The sequence below is a fragment of the Micromonospora sp. NPDC127501 genome (assembly GCF_040302185.1).
Lineage (GTDB): Bacteria > Actinomycetota > Actinomycetes > Mycobacteriales > Micromonosporaceae > Micromonospora.
Genome location: NZ_JBEORJ010000007.1, coordinates 1 through 13,116, shown reverse-complemented (window position 1 = coordinate 13,116; position 13,116 = coordinate 1). Strand labels below are relative to the sequence as shown.

The window sequence follows — 13,116 nt, the reverse complement described above, 5'->3', positions numbered from 1 at the left end:
CGTCTGCTGCTTGGGGTGGAGGGGGAAAGTAAGGTAGCATCCGGCACTACGCCGACCCGTGGTGCGCGACCTTCAACACGTCCGCCCTCAACTGGCCGGGTGTCGCCCGCGCCACCATCGCGTGCTGCTCCTCGGTCTCCGCGTCGCCGGCCAACAGGATCCGCACCCCGGCCACCGTGGCGCGCAGCACCAGCGAGTTGTTGTTCGGGTCGGACCTGGTTCCGGCCAGGGGGTACGGCGGGCCGAGCACCAGCAGGTCGACCCCGCCCACGGGGTGGCGAGCGCCGGACACGGTGGTCAGCAGCGCGGCCCGACCGCCGTTGGCCGCCGCCCGAACCAGGGACCGACCGCTCTCCGGGTCGGTGGACGACGGCGTCAGCACGGCGCCCACCCGCCGCCCCCGGAACACCCCGGCGACACCGCCCACGTGGTCCGCGTGGAAGTGACTTATCACCAGCAGGGGCACCTCCCGTACGCCGAGCCGACGCAGGCAACCGTCCACCGCGCCCGGTTCCGGCCCGGCGTCCACCACCACGGCCCGGCCGGGGTCGACCGGTAGCACCAGGGCGTCGCCCTGGCCCACAGCGCAGGCCACCACGACCCATCCGGCGGGCGGCCAGCCGGAAGCCACCAGTCGAACCGGCAGGGCACCCAGCACGGCGGCGACCCCGACCACCGCCACCAGCCGGCGTACGAGTGGCCGGCGCACCGCGATCAGCAGCGCGACGGTCAGCCCGGTCAGCAGCAGCGCACCCGGCACCCCACCCGGCCACGGCAGGGTGCCACCCGGCAGGCGAGCACCCTGCCGGGCGATGACTACCAGCCACCAGGCCGGCCAGCTCGCCAACCACGCGACGAACTCGGCACCGGCCGGCCAGATCGGCGACACCATGGCCGCCAGCACGCCCAGCACGGTCGCCGGCGCGATGGCCGGCACCGCCAGCAGGTTCGCCGGCACCGCCACCAGGCTCACCGTGCCGGAGATCCCGGCGACGACCGGGCCGCAGGCAAGTTGGGCGGCCGCCGGCACTGCCAACGCCTCGGCCAGCCCGGGTGGGACGCCACGCCGCCGCAACCCGTCCCGCCAGCGCGGCGCGAGCAGCAGTAGCCCACCGGTGGCCAGCACGGAGAGCGCGAACCCGGGGTCACCGGCCAACTCCGGGTCGACGAGCACCAGCACGGTCACGGCGGCGGCCAGCGCGGGCAGCGCCGCCCGAGGTCGACCGGCGGCGAGCGCGGCGAGCCCGATCGCTCCCATCGTGGCGGCCCGCACGACGCTCGGCGACGGGCGGACCAGAATGACGAACCCCACCACCGCCACCGCACACAGCGCGGCGGCGAGCCACGGGCCGGCGCGCGACCAACGGGCCAGCAGGAGCACCGCACCCACCACGATCGCCACGTTGGAGCCGGAGACCGCGTTGAGGTGGGTCATCCCGGTGGCCTGGAAGTCCTCCTCGACGGCGGGTAGCAGCCGGCTGGTGTCGCCCACCACCAGACCGGGCAGCAGCCCGCCGGGGTCGTCGGGCAGCGGCGCGCAGGCCCGTTGCAGGCCGGCACGCAGCGTCCCGGCGGCGCGCTGCGCCCAGGACGGCGCGCCGTGGCGCTCCGGCGGATCGTTGGTGCTGAGCACCGCCGCGGTGAGGTCGCCGCCGCGGGGAACGCCGAGCCGGCCGTCGACGGTGAGGCGCTGCCCGGGCAGCAGACCTCGCCACGCCGGGTCGGTCGCCAGGACGAGCAGCCGCACCGACGCGTGGATCCGTCGACCATCCGGGCCGGTGAGCCGGACCAGCTCGGACGACACCAGCAGCAGCCCCGGCCGCCCGGCGCTCCGGATCGGGCGCGGATCGTCCCGGACGACCATGTCGACGGTGACCGGAGCGCGCTGCTCGGCGAGGGCCCGGATCGCCGGCGCGTCGCGAGCGACGAGACGAGCGGCGGTGGCCGCACCAGCGCAGACCACTCCGAGGCCGATCGCCACGGCCACCCACCCGTAACGTCGCACCACGGCTCCGGGATGGCCGAGGCGGCCGAGCAGGTGCACAGCACCAACGGCCGTCAGACCGGCCACCGTGCCGGCCATCAGCAGCGTGGTGCGGCTGCCGAGGTGCAGGCCGGCGAGCGCCGTGAGCCAGGCCGCCACGCCGAGCCCAGCCAGACGCAGATCCGGCGGCTCGGACCGGGCCCGGCCGGCCGGCGGCGCGAGCTGCGCCGGCCCGGCCAACGGCTTGGATCGGCCGACCGGTGGTGGGTCTGCGGCGACGGCGGACTCGCTCACACCGTCACCAGATCCTTGAGCTGCTCGTAACGGGCATCGCCGATCCCGTCGACCTGGCGCAGGTCGCCAACGGACTTGAACCCGCCGTGCTGATCTCGATGGGTGAGGATCCGTTGGGCGAGCACCGGCCCGACCCCGGGCAGCGCGTCGAGCTGCGCCAGCGTCGCGGTGTTGAGGTTCAGCGGCCCGGCGGCGGGAGCCGCACCGCCCGCCGCAGGCCCGGCCGCACCGCCCGGCACCGGCGGTGGCGTCACCCCGACCACGATCAGCTCGCCATCGGTGACCTTGCGGGCGGGGTTGAGCAGCGCCACGTCGACCCCCGGGAGCGCGCCGCCGGCCGCCTGCACCGCGTCGGCGAGACGGGATCCGGCCGGCAGGCGTACCAGACCGGGTTTTCGGACCTTGCCCGCGACGGCCACCACCAGCTCGCCGGACTCGGACACGCTGGGGTCACCCACCGCCGCGGCCGACGCGGTTTCGCTGACTGGCGGGGCGACCGGCTCCGACTGCGGCCGGGCCTGCCAGGCCCAACCTGCCGCACCCACGACCACCACCACGGCGACCACCGCCAACGCCCGCACACCGCGTCGCCCGGGGTCGAACGCCCCCGGGCCGGGCAACCGCGTATCGGGCGGGACCGCAAGGCCGTCCGACGACGGCGCGGCGGCCCACGTCGGCACGTCCGCGAGCTGCGCGCCGACCAGGGACGACGGGGGTACGCCTGCGAGCGGCACCTCCGGCCGGGGCGGCGGCGCGACGGCCGTCTCCGTCAGCCGGCGCAGGCGCTGGCGTACCTCTGTCTCCTCGTCGTGCGACACAGCGCGACGCTATGGCGGTGGCCGGGACCGTGGAGGATCAACGCGTCGTACTGTGGACAACCACCGCCACTGTGGACAACGCCCTGATCATGCCCAGATCTGCTACGGAGGTGGTTCAGATGCGGGCTCGACTACGGCAGATGCACATCGACGGGCGCACCTTCAGCTGGCGCGCGGCGCTGCACAGCGTACAGGTCAGCGGTTTCTACCGCCGGGCCGTCTACGTTCGCGCCTGGGGATCCGGCGGCAAGAACGGCCAGAAACTCGAAGCGGATCTGTTGTCGGCCCCCGGGCCGTACGTTGTCGACAACGGCTACCCCACACCGGCCGACGTGCGGGCGGTCATCGTCTGCGGCCTGAAGAGTGGTTGGCAGCCAGAGCAGCGGGGCGGAACGTTCGTGCTGTCCGATCGCGAGCATGGGGCCAACTTCGCGGCGTCGGGGTTCCAGCTGACGAATCCCGTACCCCCGGGCGAGAGCGGTCCCACGACCCACGAGGCTCAGCAGCGAGGCTGACGGCCGGTGGGGCAACCGCGCCCGACCGGCCGACTGGCCTGCTACAGGTACGGCCGGGTGATGATCTCGATAGCGTGGCCGGCCGGGTCGAAGAAGTAGAAGCCGCGCCCCCCGTGCTCGGTGTTGATCTCCCCCTCCCGCTTCAGCTGCGGGTCGGCCCAGTACGTGATGCCACGCCCCTCGACGAACGCCAGGCACCGCAGAAACAACTCGTCGTCGACCAGGAACGCGTAGTGCTGCATCTGGATGTCCACCGGCGGCTCGGCGAACTGGAGCAGCACACCCTCGTCCAGTTGGACGTTGGCGAACGGCCCCCACGATGGCGCCTCCGGCAGCTCGAACAGCTCCCGGTAGAACGCGGCCGAGGCGTTCTTGTCCTTGCTGGCGATGATGGTGTGGTTGAACGTGACTGTCATCCGTACCGTCTTCTTCCCGGTCGATCCGAAGACCCGACCGGAGGCCCACAGCGTTCACCCAACCACGCAGATGACGAAGCCCCGAGGGCACCGACGCCCCGGATCCCGCACGAGAGACGCGTACATCGCATCGATCTCGGCGTGGTGGCTGAAGTAGCCAGAACCTCCGGGGGGTAGGCCCATCTGGGGCGCGCACGGAGGCTAACACAGCGACACGGAGCAGCGGCGCGACGAGAAGGGTCAGCGGGCCTCCGGGTCGAGGCCGAGTACGGCCCGTCCGCCGTCCACCGGCAGCGTCACCCCGTTGACGAAGCTCGCCGCGGGCGACAGCAGGTACGCGACCGCCTCGGCCACCTCCTCGGCCCGCCCGATGCGGCCCACCGGGTGCAGCCGGGTCAGCTCGGCGTCGATCCACTGGGCCTGGGTGGGTTCCTGCGTGGCGAGGAATTCGGCGTGCCGCTCGGTGGCGATCGAGCCGAGCGCTACCGCGTTGGCGCGGATGCCGTGCCGCCCGTACTCGACGGCCAGCGCCCGGGTGAACCCTTCCACGGCGGCCTTCGCCGTCGCGTACGGCAGGGCACCGGACACCGGTCGACGGGCCTGGTGCGACGAGACGTTGACGATCGCGCCGCCGGCGGCGCGGGCCAGGAAGCGGCGGACGGCGACCGCGGCGCCCACCACGGCTGGGCGCAGGTTCAACCCGATCAGCTCCAGCACCGTGTCGGCCGACGCGGAGTGCAGCGTGGCGTCGCGGAAGACCGCTGCGTTGTTCACCCAGCCGGTCAGTGGCGCGGCGCGGTCCGCCAACTCGGCGGCACGCTCGGCCACCTGCTCGTCGGCGGCGTCGCCGACCACCGCGACGAGCCGGTCGGCGGCCGGATGGTCGGCCAACCAGTCGACCGCGTCGGCGTCGCGTTCCAGTACGACGATGGTGGCGCCGGTCGCCAGCAGCCGTTCCACGACGGCCCGGCCGACACCGCGACCGCCTCCGGTCACCACGCACGACGTGGGAACGGCTCAGCCCTCCGGTCGGCGGTGGACGACCACGCAGGCCAGGCCCGGACCGGCGTGCGCGGCGACGACGGCACCCGCCTCGGAGACGTACGTGTCGTGCAGCCGGTCACCGAACCGCTCGGTCAGCGCGGCGCGCAACGCCTCGGCACGTTGCGGTGCGGCCAGGTGGTGCACCCCGAGATCCACGTCGTCGCCGTCGGCCGCCTCGACGGCCAGGTCCACGAGACGGGCCACTCCCCGGCTGGCGGTGCGGACCTTCTCCCGCAGCACGATCGCCCCGTCCGGCATGTGCATGATCGGCTTGACGGACAGCGCGGTGCCGACCAACGCCTCGGCCGCGTTGATCCGGCCGCCCCGGCGAAGGAACTCCAGCGTGTCGACGTAGAACCAGACGGTGGTGCGGGCGATGGCGGCGAGCGCCGCGTCGCGTACGGCGGCGAGGTCGGCGCCGGCCTCGGCGGCGGTGGCGGCGGCGATGGCCGGAAAGCCCAGCCCCATGCCCGCTGAGCGACTGTCCACGACCTCGACCCGGCCGTCCAGGTCGGCGGCGGCGAGCCGGGCGGCCTCCACCGTGCCGGACAGCGCGGCGGAGATGTGTACCGACACGATCCCGTCGGCGCCGGCGTCGAGCAGTCGGCGGTACGTCCGGGCGAACTGCTCGGGCGCCGGGCGGGAGGTGGTCGCGGTGACCCGGCGGGCGCTCAGTGCCAGGGTGGCGTCGGCCGGCTGGGTCTCCACCCCCTCCAGCCCTTCCGCGCCGTTGAGCACGACGGTCAACGGCACGACGGTCAGCCGGTGCGCCTGCACCAGCTCGGACGGAAGGTAGGCGGTGGAGTCGATGACAACCGCGACGGGCATGCCCGGCACGCTAGCCGATCGAGGCCGGGAACGCCGAGGCGCGAGTGCTCAGACCGCGTCGACGGCGACCGGGGCGGTGATCAGGCCGACGTTGTGCGCCCGCAACTGCCATCCGCGGACGTCGTCGTGGCGCAGCTCGGTCCAGTGGCAGTTGGCCAGCGAACCGACGGTGCGCAGCACGGCAGTGTCCCAACCGAGCAGGTGACCGATGCCCTGCCGGGAGCCGCCACCGTGAGTGGCGATCACCACGGTGCCGCCCGGGGCCGCGTCGGCTGCCTCCTGTAGCGCGGCACCGACCCGCTCACCGAGGTCGTGCAAGGGCTCCAGATCCGCGCCCGGGTCGGGGTCGCCGGCCCGCCAGCGCGCGTACTCCTCGGGGAAACGCTCGGCGACCTCGGTGAGGTGCAGACCCTGCCACTGGCCGAAGTGCCGCTCGCGCAGCCGGGCGTCGGTGCGTACCGGTAGACCCGTCAGCGCGGCGAGCGCGGCGGCGGTGTCGGCGGCGCGGCTCAGGTCGCTGGCCACGATGGCGTCGGGCCGCAGCCCCGCAAGCAGCGGGGCGGCGGCGCGGGCCTGGTCGCGGCCAAGCTCATTGAGGGGTACGTCGGTCTGCCCCTGGACGCGGTTGGCGGCGTTCCAGTCGGTGTTGCCGTGCCGCCAGACGATCAGCCGGGTCATTCGGCGGCGGCGGACCCGCTGGCGTCGGCCTCGACGAGGTCGCGATCGACGAACGGGATGGTGGGGCAGTCCTTCCAGAGGCGGTCGAGCCCGTAGAACTCGCGCTCCTCGGTGTGCTGGACGTGCACCACGATGTCGACGTAGTCGAGCAGCACCCAGCGGCCACCACGCTCGCCCTCGCGCCGCACCGGCTTCGCCTTCTCCGGCAGCTCCAGCAGGCTCTCCTCGATGGCGTCGACGATGGCCAGCACCTGACGCTCGTTGGGGGCAGCGGCGAGCACGAACGCGTCGGTGATGGCGAGCTGGTCGCCGACGTCGATGATCGTGATGTCCTGCGCCTTCTTGTCGGCGGCGGCCTGGGCGGCCGCGATAGCCAGCTCGTGAGCGCGTTCGGAAACTGTCACCGTTCTCCTTCGATCAAGCGTGCGATCCTCCAAGCGTCTCATACCCGGCGGCACCCCGATCGTCCAGTTCTGGTCGGTTAGCGCCACGAACCTGGGCATAACGGGTGCGCTCAGCGCTGATAGAGGCTCCGCTTGGCGATGTACTGCACCACACCGTCGGGCACCAGGTACCAGACCGGCTCGCCTCGGGCGACCCGAGCACGACAGTCGGTCGACGAAATGGACATCGCGGGCACCTGGATCAGACTGACGGTATCCGCCGGAAGGTGCTTGTCGCTCAGCGGGAAACCGGGCCGGGTCACGCCGATGAAGTGGGCCAGCTCGAAGATCTCGTCCAGGTCCTTCCAGGACAGGATGCGTTGCAGGGCGTCCGCGCCGGTGATGAAGAACAACTGCACCTTCGGGCCGTACTCGGCGTGCAGGTCACGCAGCGTGTCGACGGTGTAGGTCGGCCCGCTGCGGTCGATGTCGACCCGGCTGACCTGGAAGCGCGGGTTGGAGGCGGTGGCGATGACGGTCATCAGGTACCGGTCCTCGGCCGGGCTGACCGGCTCGTCGGCCTTCTGCCAGGGCTGCCCGGTGGGCACGAAGACCACCTCGTCCAGGCCGAACCGGTCCGCCACCTCGCTGGCCGCGACGAGGTGCCCGTGGTGGATCGGGTCGAAGGTGCCACCCATGATCCCGATCCGCCGGATATCTTCCTCCACCCAATGATCGTAGGCCGAGCGTCGTGGCCGACCGTCCCGGCCCGGCACCGCCGTACGTCACCTCACTCCGAGCCACAACCCGCGCGCCGCGACCACCCAACGCCCCGCGAGTTCATGAAAGCCGAGTCGATCAAGGGAGGGGTGCCGCACGCGGAGCGCGCCGCGCGCGGGGGTCGCAGCGTTCCTCCCATCGGCGTATATTCGTTGACGAGTAACCGTCGACGAGCGAGGGGGTCATCGTGCCGAAGCGGCGCAAGGTCGGCAATCTGCTGGCGCTGGCCGTGCTGTCCGCCCTGGTCCAGCGGCCGATGCACCCGTACGAGATCGCCACCGCACTGCGTGCCTGGGGCAAGGACCAGGACATGGAGTTCAAGTGGGGGTCCTTCTACACGGTGATCGGCAACCTGGACAAACACCACCTGATCGAGGCGGTGGAGAGCGTGCGCGAGGGCCGACGCCCGGAACGCACCGTCTATCGGATCACCGACGCGGGGCGGGCGGAACTGGTCGACTGGGCCCGCGAGCTGGTCTCCACCCCGATGGCGGAGCATCCCCGTTTCCGTGCCGGATTGTCGGTGCTCGCCGCGCTGCACCCGGACGAGGCCACCGACCTGCTGCGGCAACGGCTCGATCTGCTGGAGGCCGCGATCCGCCAGGACCGCGAAGCGCTCGACGCGCACCTGCGGGAGATCCCGCGACTGTTCCTGGTGGAGTCGGAGTACGACCTCGCCATGCGGGACGCGGAGGCGGCCTGGCTGCGGGCGCTGCTCGCCGAGCTGACCTCGGGCAGCTACCCCGGGTTGGACACCTGGCGGACCTTCCACGAGACCGGCGAGATGCCGGCCGAGCTGACCGAGTTGGCCGAGAAAAGCAGCACCCCGACGGCCAACCCCGGCACCCCAAACACCCACACCCCGGAGGGAGGCACCGACAGCTCCGAACGCCCCGACAGCAGCAGCCGGAGGGCCGACACCGCCAGCTGAAGAGCGGCCCCGGCGAGGTGCGCCAACACCTCACCGGGGCCCTGACCCCGAACCGACGCCTGGGAAGGCACCCGGCCCGAAGCGGCAACCACGAGGATAACCGGGCTCCCTCCCAGGTCCGCGCGCCCGCGCACCGACCACACCAGGTCCGCGCGCCCGCGCACCAACGACCACACCCAGGGAGAGAGCATGACCACGGTACGAACCGCGATCGTCATCGGCGGTGGCATCGCCGGGCCGGTGACAGCGCTCGCGCTGCGCCGCGCCGGCATCACCGCAACCGTCTACGAGGCGTACCCGACCACGGCCAGCGGCATCGGCGGCACCCTCGCCCTCGCGCCCAACGGCGTGGCGGCTCTGCGTACGGTCGGTGCGCACGAGGCGGTGACGGCGATCGCCACACCGATCGACCGCAGCGCTCTGGCCGTCGGCCGCCGCCGCATCGACATGCCCACGCTGACCGGGGTGCCACCGCTGCACGTGGTGCACCGGGCCGAGCTGTACCAGGTGTTGCACGACCAGGCATTCGCCGAAGGCGTGCCGTTCGCGTACGGCAAGCGGCTGGTCGCCGCCGAGCAGACCGGCGACGGCGTGACCGCACGCTTCGAGGACGGCACCACGGCGACCGCCGACATCCTGGTCGGCGCGGACGGGATCCGCTCCACGGTCCGGGGTCTCATCGACCCGGCCGCGCCCGGTCCCCGGTTCACCGGGCTGCTCGGCTTCGAGGCGGTCGCCCGGCACGAGGTGGACGCCGAGCCGGGCACGATGACGTTCGCGTTCGGCCGGCGCGGCTACTACCTGTACTGGCCGGAGCCCGGCGGCGGCACCCGGTGGGGGGCCAACCTGCCGCAGCAGCGGCCGATGAGCCTGGTCGAGGCCCGGGCGGTGCCGGCGGAGCAGTGGCTGGACACGCTGCGCGCCACCTACGGCGACGACGCCCCGGGGCGAGAGCTGGTCGCGACCAGCAACGCCGACGAACTCCAGGTGGTCGGGTCGTTGCAGATCATGCCGCCCGTGCCGCACTGGCACCGGGGCCGGATGGTGCTGGTCGGCGACGCGGCGCACGCACCGTCGAACAGTTCGGGGCAGGGCGCGTCGTTGGCCATCGAGAGCGGGGTGCAACTCGCCCGCTGCCTGCGCGACCTGCCGGACGTCCAGGCGGCGTTCGCCGCGTACGTGCGGCTGCGTCGTACCCGGGTGGAGAAGGTGGCGGCCCGCGCGGCCCGGATCAACCACGCGAAGGCCCCCGGTGCGGTCGCGCGGACGCTGATGCCGTTGCTGATGCCGCTGATGGTGCGCACGGTGCTGGACCCGGAGAAGACTGTCGCCGACGAGCAGCGCTACGTCATCGACTGGGACGCGCCGGTCACGGCGGAGCCCGCCCAGGGCTGAGCGGTGGCGCTGCGGGGTGGCCGGCCAGCCACCCCGCAGCGGCCAACCCGCGCCGGGCCAACCCGCGCCGGCCACCCACGGCGTCAGGCCGCGCTGCTCAGCGGTCAGGCCGAGGCGGCGGCCACCGCCGTCCGGGCGACCAGCGCGCGCCGCAGGTCGTCGTCGGCGTCGGTCACCACCCGGCGCAGGCCCGGGGTCAGGTCGTCGCGGGCCAGCAGGGCCGCGGCCGCCTCCCGGGTGGGCTGCGCCACTGCGTAGCGGGGGAACGCCAGGGCGGCCACCCGGTCGGCCGTCCAGGGGGTACGGCGATGCGCGGCCGCCGGCATCTCCGCGAAGTACCGATCGACGTACGCGGCGGTCAGCTCGGCCTGTTCGGGTTGCCAGAACCCCTCGGTGATCGCCTCCAGCAGCCGACCGGACAGCTCGGTGTCCCGCAGGATGATCTCCCAGGTCGCCTGCTTCGTCACCGGGTCGGGCAGGGCGGCCCGGCAGTGGGCGGCCCGTTCGGCGCCCGTGGAGCTGTTGTCGGCGGCGGCTTCGATGGCGATCTCCGCCTCGCCGGCGGCGCCCAGCACCACCAGGCGACGCAGCACCGCCCAGCGCAGCTCCGCGTCGACCTTCAGACCGGCCGGCACGTCCCGGCCGGCGAGCCAACCGACGAGCAGATCCGCGTCGGTGGTCGCGGCGATCCAACCCCGTGCGGCGGCGAGCTGCAACGACTCACCGGCCGGCGCGCCGTCGAGCAGCCGCTGGCACGTCCCCGCGACCCTGGCCAGCGCCGCGGTGCGGGTCAGCGGGTCGAGGTAGCGGTCGACCAGGGACCGGCTGAGTGTCAGCACGTCCTCCGCGATGATCACCTCGGTCTCGGTGGGCAACGCGGCGGCCATCAGGTCGACCAGGCCGGTGACGGGCCGCTCGCCGTCGGTCGCCGCGTCCAGTGCCTCGCGCCAGAGCACCGCTCGCGCCAGCGGGTCGGCCAGACCGGGCAGCACCTGCGGGACGGCGTCCGCCGACGCCGGGTCGAGGCGTACCTTCGCGAAGGTGAGGTCACCGTCGTTGAGGAGCAACAGCCGGGCCGCCGGCTGGCCCGTCAGCTGAGCCAGCACGGTCCGCCCACCGTCGGCGGCCGGGTCGATGTCCACCTCGTCGCGCCGCCCGGTGCCGTCCATCGAGTAGCGGCCCACGCCGATCCGATGTGGGCGCAGCACCGGGTACGACTCGGGCGCGGTCTGCACCACTGCCACCTCGGTGTAGCGGCCGTCGGCGTCCACGGCGACCTCGGCACGCAGCGTGTTGACCTGCGGGCGGCGCAACCACAGCTCGGCCCAGTCGGACAGGTCCCGCCCGCTGCTGGCGGAGAGGCTGGCCAGCAGGTCGGCGAGGGTGGCGTTGCCGAAGCGGTGTGCGGCGAAGTGCGCGTTCAGGCCGGCGAGGAATGCCTCGTCGCCGAGCCACGCCACCAGCTGCCGCAGCACGCTGGCGCCCTTGGCGTAGGAGATGCCGTCGAAGTTGAGCAGGCCCGCCTCGGCGTCGACGACCTCCTGCGGGGCGATCGGGTGGGTAGAGGGCCGCTGGTCGGCGGCGTAGCCCCAGGCCTTGCGCCGCATGGCGAAGGTGGTCCAGGACTGATCGAAGCGGGTCGCCTCGGCGGTGACCCGGGTGCCGAGGTACTCGGCGAAGGACTCGTTCAACCACAGGTCGTCCCACCAGCGCATGGTGACCAGGTCACCGAACCACATGTGGGCCATCTCGTGAGCGATGGTGCCGGCCCGCTGCTCGCGCTGGGTGTCGGTGACCGCCGACCGGAACACGTAGTCGTCGCGGAAGGTGACCAGGCCCGGGTTCTCCATCGCGCCGCCGTTGAACTCGGGCACGAACGCCTGGTCGTACTTGCCGAACGGGTAGCGCTCGGTGAAGAGCTGGTGGAACCGGTCCAGGCACTGCCGGGTGATGGTGAAGATCTCCTCGGCGTCGGCGTCCAGGTGATCGGCGAGCGACCGGCGGCAGTAGATGCCCAGCGGTATGCCGTCGTGCTCGGCCCGCCGGACGTGGTACGGCCCGGCGATCAGCGAGAAGAAGTACGTGGCCAGGGGCGCGCTCGGGGCGAACTCCCAGCGCCCGGGGGCGGGGTTGGCGGCCAACTCGGCGTTGCCGGCGACGATCCACTGCGGCGGCGCGGTGACCGAGAGGGTGACCGGGGCCTTGAGGTCGGGTTGGTCGAAGGCGGCGAAGATGCGTGGCGCGTTGTCGAGGAAGGACTCGGCGTAGAGGTAGGTCTCGCCGTCGGCCGGGTCGACGAAGCGGTGCATCCCCTCCCCCGTCCTGGAGTACGCCATCTCGGCCTCGACGACGAGCGTGTTCTCCTCGGCCAGGTCGTCGAGCGGAAGCCGGTTGTCGGTGAGCAGGCCGGGATCCAGGTCGCGGTCGTTGAGGCGTACACCGCGCAGTTTGGCGGGCTTGACCTCGACGAAGGTCGCGGCGCCGGCGGTGGCCCGGAACCGGATCTCGACCCGGGAGCGGAACAGGTCGCCGTCACCGGTCAGGTCGAGGTCCACCTGATAGGACTCGACAGTAATCGCCGCGCCACGCGCGGTCGCCTCTACACGGGTCAGGCTCGGCATCCGCTTATCCTGCCCGATGGGGATCGGCACCCGGTCACCACACGACCCTCGGCACTGGAGGAAAGAACCATGGCGCAGCACCCCAAGGGCGACTTCGACCTCTCTCGGGCGGTCTGGCAGCGGGCCGAGGGGGACACCTCCGACAGCGCCGTCGAGGTCGCCTTCGTCGACGACCTGATCGGGATGCGCAACTCGGCCGAGCCGGACGGGCCGGTGCTGGTCTTCACCCAGGCCGAGTGGGACGCCTTCGTGGCCGGCGCGCAGGATGGCGAGTTCGACCTGGACTGACCGTGCCCGCCGACCCGTCGGTGGCGGATCGCCGTGCCGGTGCCCGTGGTCGGGGCACCCGCCCCGCCCCCCCCGGGGGGCGGGCCCGGCCCCCCCCCCACGGCCACCCCCGGCTGGGGGAGAGGGCCGGGGGGGGGACGA

At 73.0% G+C, this 13,116-nt stretch carries 12 protein-coding genes and 1 pseudogene; 4 read left to right on the top strand and 9 right to left on the bottom strand.

What is annotated here, in order from left to right; translation table 11 throughout:
- Window positions 1-49: 49 nt before the first annotated feature.
- Both ABTW72_RS17575 and ABTW72_RS17570 read right to left on the bottom strand, forming a co-directional pair.
- Window positions 50-2,224 (bottom strand): annotated as a pseudogene (locus ABTW72_RS17575) (ComEC/Rec2 family competence protein); the annotation flags it as partial.
- A gap of 50 nt (window positions 2,225-2,274) precedes the next feature.
- Window positions 2,275-3,096 carry a helix-hairpin-helix domain-containing protein gene (locus tag ABTW72_RS17570; protein WP_350860001.1) on the bottom strand — a complete coding sequence of 274 codons (822 nt, stop codon included), beginning with the start codon at window positions 3,094-3,096 and terminating at the stop codon, window positions 2,275-2,277.
- A gap of 17 nt (window positions 3,097-3,113) precedes the next feature.
- Between ABTW72_RS17570 and ABTW72_RS17565 the strand changes: the two genes are divergently transcribed.
- The gene (locus ABTW72_RS17565; protein ID WP_350859999.1) at window positions 3,114-3,611 is read left to right on the top strand and encodes an integrase; all 498 of its coding nucleotides are present in this window, start codon (window positions 3,114-3,116) and stop codon (window positions 3,609-3,611) included.
- 41 nt (window positions 3,612-3,652) lie between these two features.
- On the opposite strand, the gene ABTW72_RS17560 is transcribed toward ABTW72_RS17565, so the two are convergent.
- The 6 genes from ABTW72_RS17560 to nadD all read right to left on the bottom strand — a co-directional run bounded on the left by ABTW72_RS17560 (window position 3,653) and on the right by nadD (window position 7,688).
- Window positions 3,653-4,027 (bottom strand): VOC family protein, encoded by a 375-nt coding sequence (locus ABTW72_RS17560; protein WP_350859997.1) that lies wholly within the window; start codon window positions 4,025-4,027, stop codon window positions 3,653-3,655.
- Window positions 4,028-4,267: 240 nt separating this feature from the next.
- Window positions 4,268-5,023 (bottom strand): SDR family NAD(P)-dependent oxidoreductase, encoded by a 756-nt coding sequence (locus tag ABTW72_RS17555; RefSeq protein ID WP_350859995.1) that lies wholly within the window; start codon window positions 5,021-5,023, stop codon window positions 4,268-4,270.
- A 21-nt stretch (window positions 5,024-5,044) separates the two neighbouring features.
- Window positions 5,045-5,899, bottom strand: a complete 855-nt coding sequence (locus ABTW72_RS17550) for a DegV family protein (RefSeq protein ID WP_112699469.1) — start codon at window positions 5,897-5,899, stop codon at window positions 5,045-5,047.
- Between the two features lie 48 nt (window positions 5,900-5,947).
- Entirely contained in the window at window positions 5,948-6,577 is a 630-nt protein-coding gene (locus ABTW72_RS17545) for a histidine phosphatase family protein (RefSeq protein ID WP_350859993.1), read from the bottom strand.
- Entirely contained in the window at window positions 6,574-6,981 is a 408-nt protein-coding gene (gene rsfS / locus ABTW72_RS17540) for a ribosome silencing factor (protein ID WP_030336526.1), read from the bottom strand. The genes ABTW72_RS17545 and rsfS overlap by 4 nt, the downstream gene beginning before the upstream one ends.
- Before the next feature lie 110 nt (window positions 6,982-7,091).
- Complete coding sequence (gene nadD, locus ABTW72_RS17535) at window positions 7,092-7,688, bottom strand: nicotinate-nucleotide adenylyltransferase (protein ID WP_091409875.1); 597 nt, start codon at window positions 7,686-7,688, stop codon at window positions 7,092-7,094.
- A gap of 239 nt (window positions 7,689-7,927) precedes the next feature.
- On the opposite strand from nadD, the gene ABTW72_RS17530 reads away from it, so the two are divergent.
- Window positions 7,928-8,671: a PadR family transcriptional regulator gene (locus ABTW72_RS17530; RefSeq protein ID WP_350859990.1), complete on the top strand. Its 744-nt coding sequence runs from the start codon at window positions 7,928-7,930 to the stop codon at window positions 8,669-8,671.
- A gap of 189 nt (window positions 8,672-8,860) precedes the next feature.
- Window positions 8,861-10,066, top strand: coding sequence for an FAD-dependent monooxygenase (locus tag ABTW72_RS17525; protein ID WP_350859988.1), 1,206 nt, complete (start codon window positions 8,861-8,863; stop codon window positions 10,064-10,066).
- 104 nt (window positions 10,067-10,170) lie between these two features.
- On the opposite strand, the gene pepN is transcribed toward ABTW72_RS17525, so the two are convergent.
- Window positions 10,171-12,687, bottom strand: a complete 2,517-nt coding sequence (gene pepN / locus ABTW72_RS17520) for an aminopeptidase N (RefSeq protein WP_350859986.1) — start codon at window positions 12,685-12,687, stop codon at window positions 10,171-10,173.
- Between the two features lie 69 nt (window positions 12,688-12,756).
- Here pepN and ABTW72_RS17515 point away from each other — a divergent pair, with 69 nt between their 5' ends.
- Window positions 12,757-12,975 (top strand): DUF397 domain-containing protein, encoded by a 219-nt coding sequence (locus tag ABTW72_RS17515; protein ID WP_030336536.1) that lies wholly within the window; start codon window positions 12,757-12,759, stop codon window positions 12,973-12,975.
- Window positions 12,976-13,116: the final 141 nt, after the last annotated feature.

Bases quoted from the DNA above. Each gene is read 5' to 3' on its own strand.
- ABTW72_RS17560 (WP_350859997.1), bottom strand. From the start codon at position 4,027: ATGACAGTCACGTTCAACCACACCATCATCGCCAGCAAGGACAAGAAC.
- ABTW72_RS17550 (WP_112699469.1), bottom strand. From the start codon at position 5,899: ATGCCCGTCGCGGTTGTCATCGACTCCACCGCCTACCTTCCGTCCGAG.
- ABTW72_RS17545 (WP_350859993.1), bottom strand. From the start codon at position 6,577: ATGACCCGGCTGATCGTCTGGCGGCACGGCAACACCGACTGGAACGCC.
- ABTW72_RS17525 (WP_350859988.1), top strand. From the start codon at position 8,861: ATGACCACGGTACGAACCGCGATCGTCATCGGCGGTGGCATCGCCGGG.
- pepN (WP_350859986.1), bottom strand. From the start codon at position 12,687: ATGCCGAGCCTGACCCGTGTAGAGGCGACCGCGCGTGGCGCGGCGATT.
- ABTW72_RS17515 (WP_030336536.1), top strand. From the start codon at position 12,757: ATGGCGCAGCACCCCAAGGGCGACTTCGACCTCTCTCGGGCGGTCTGG.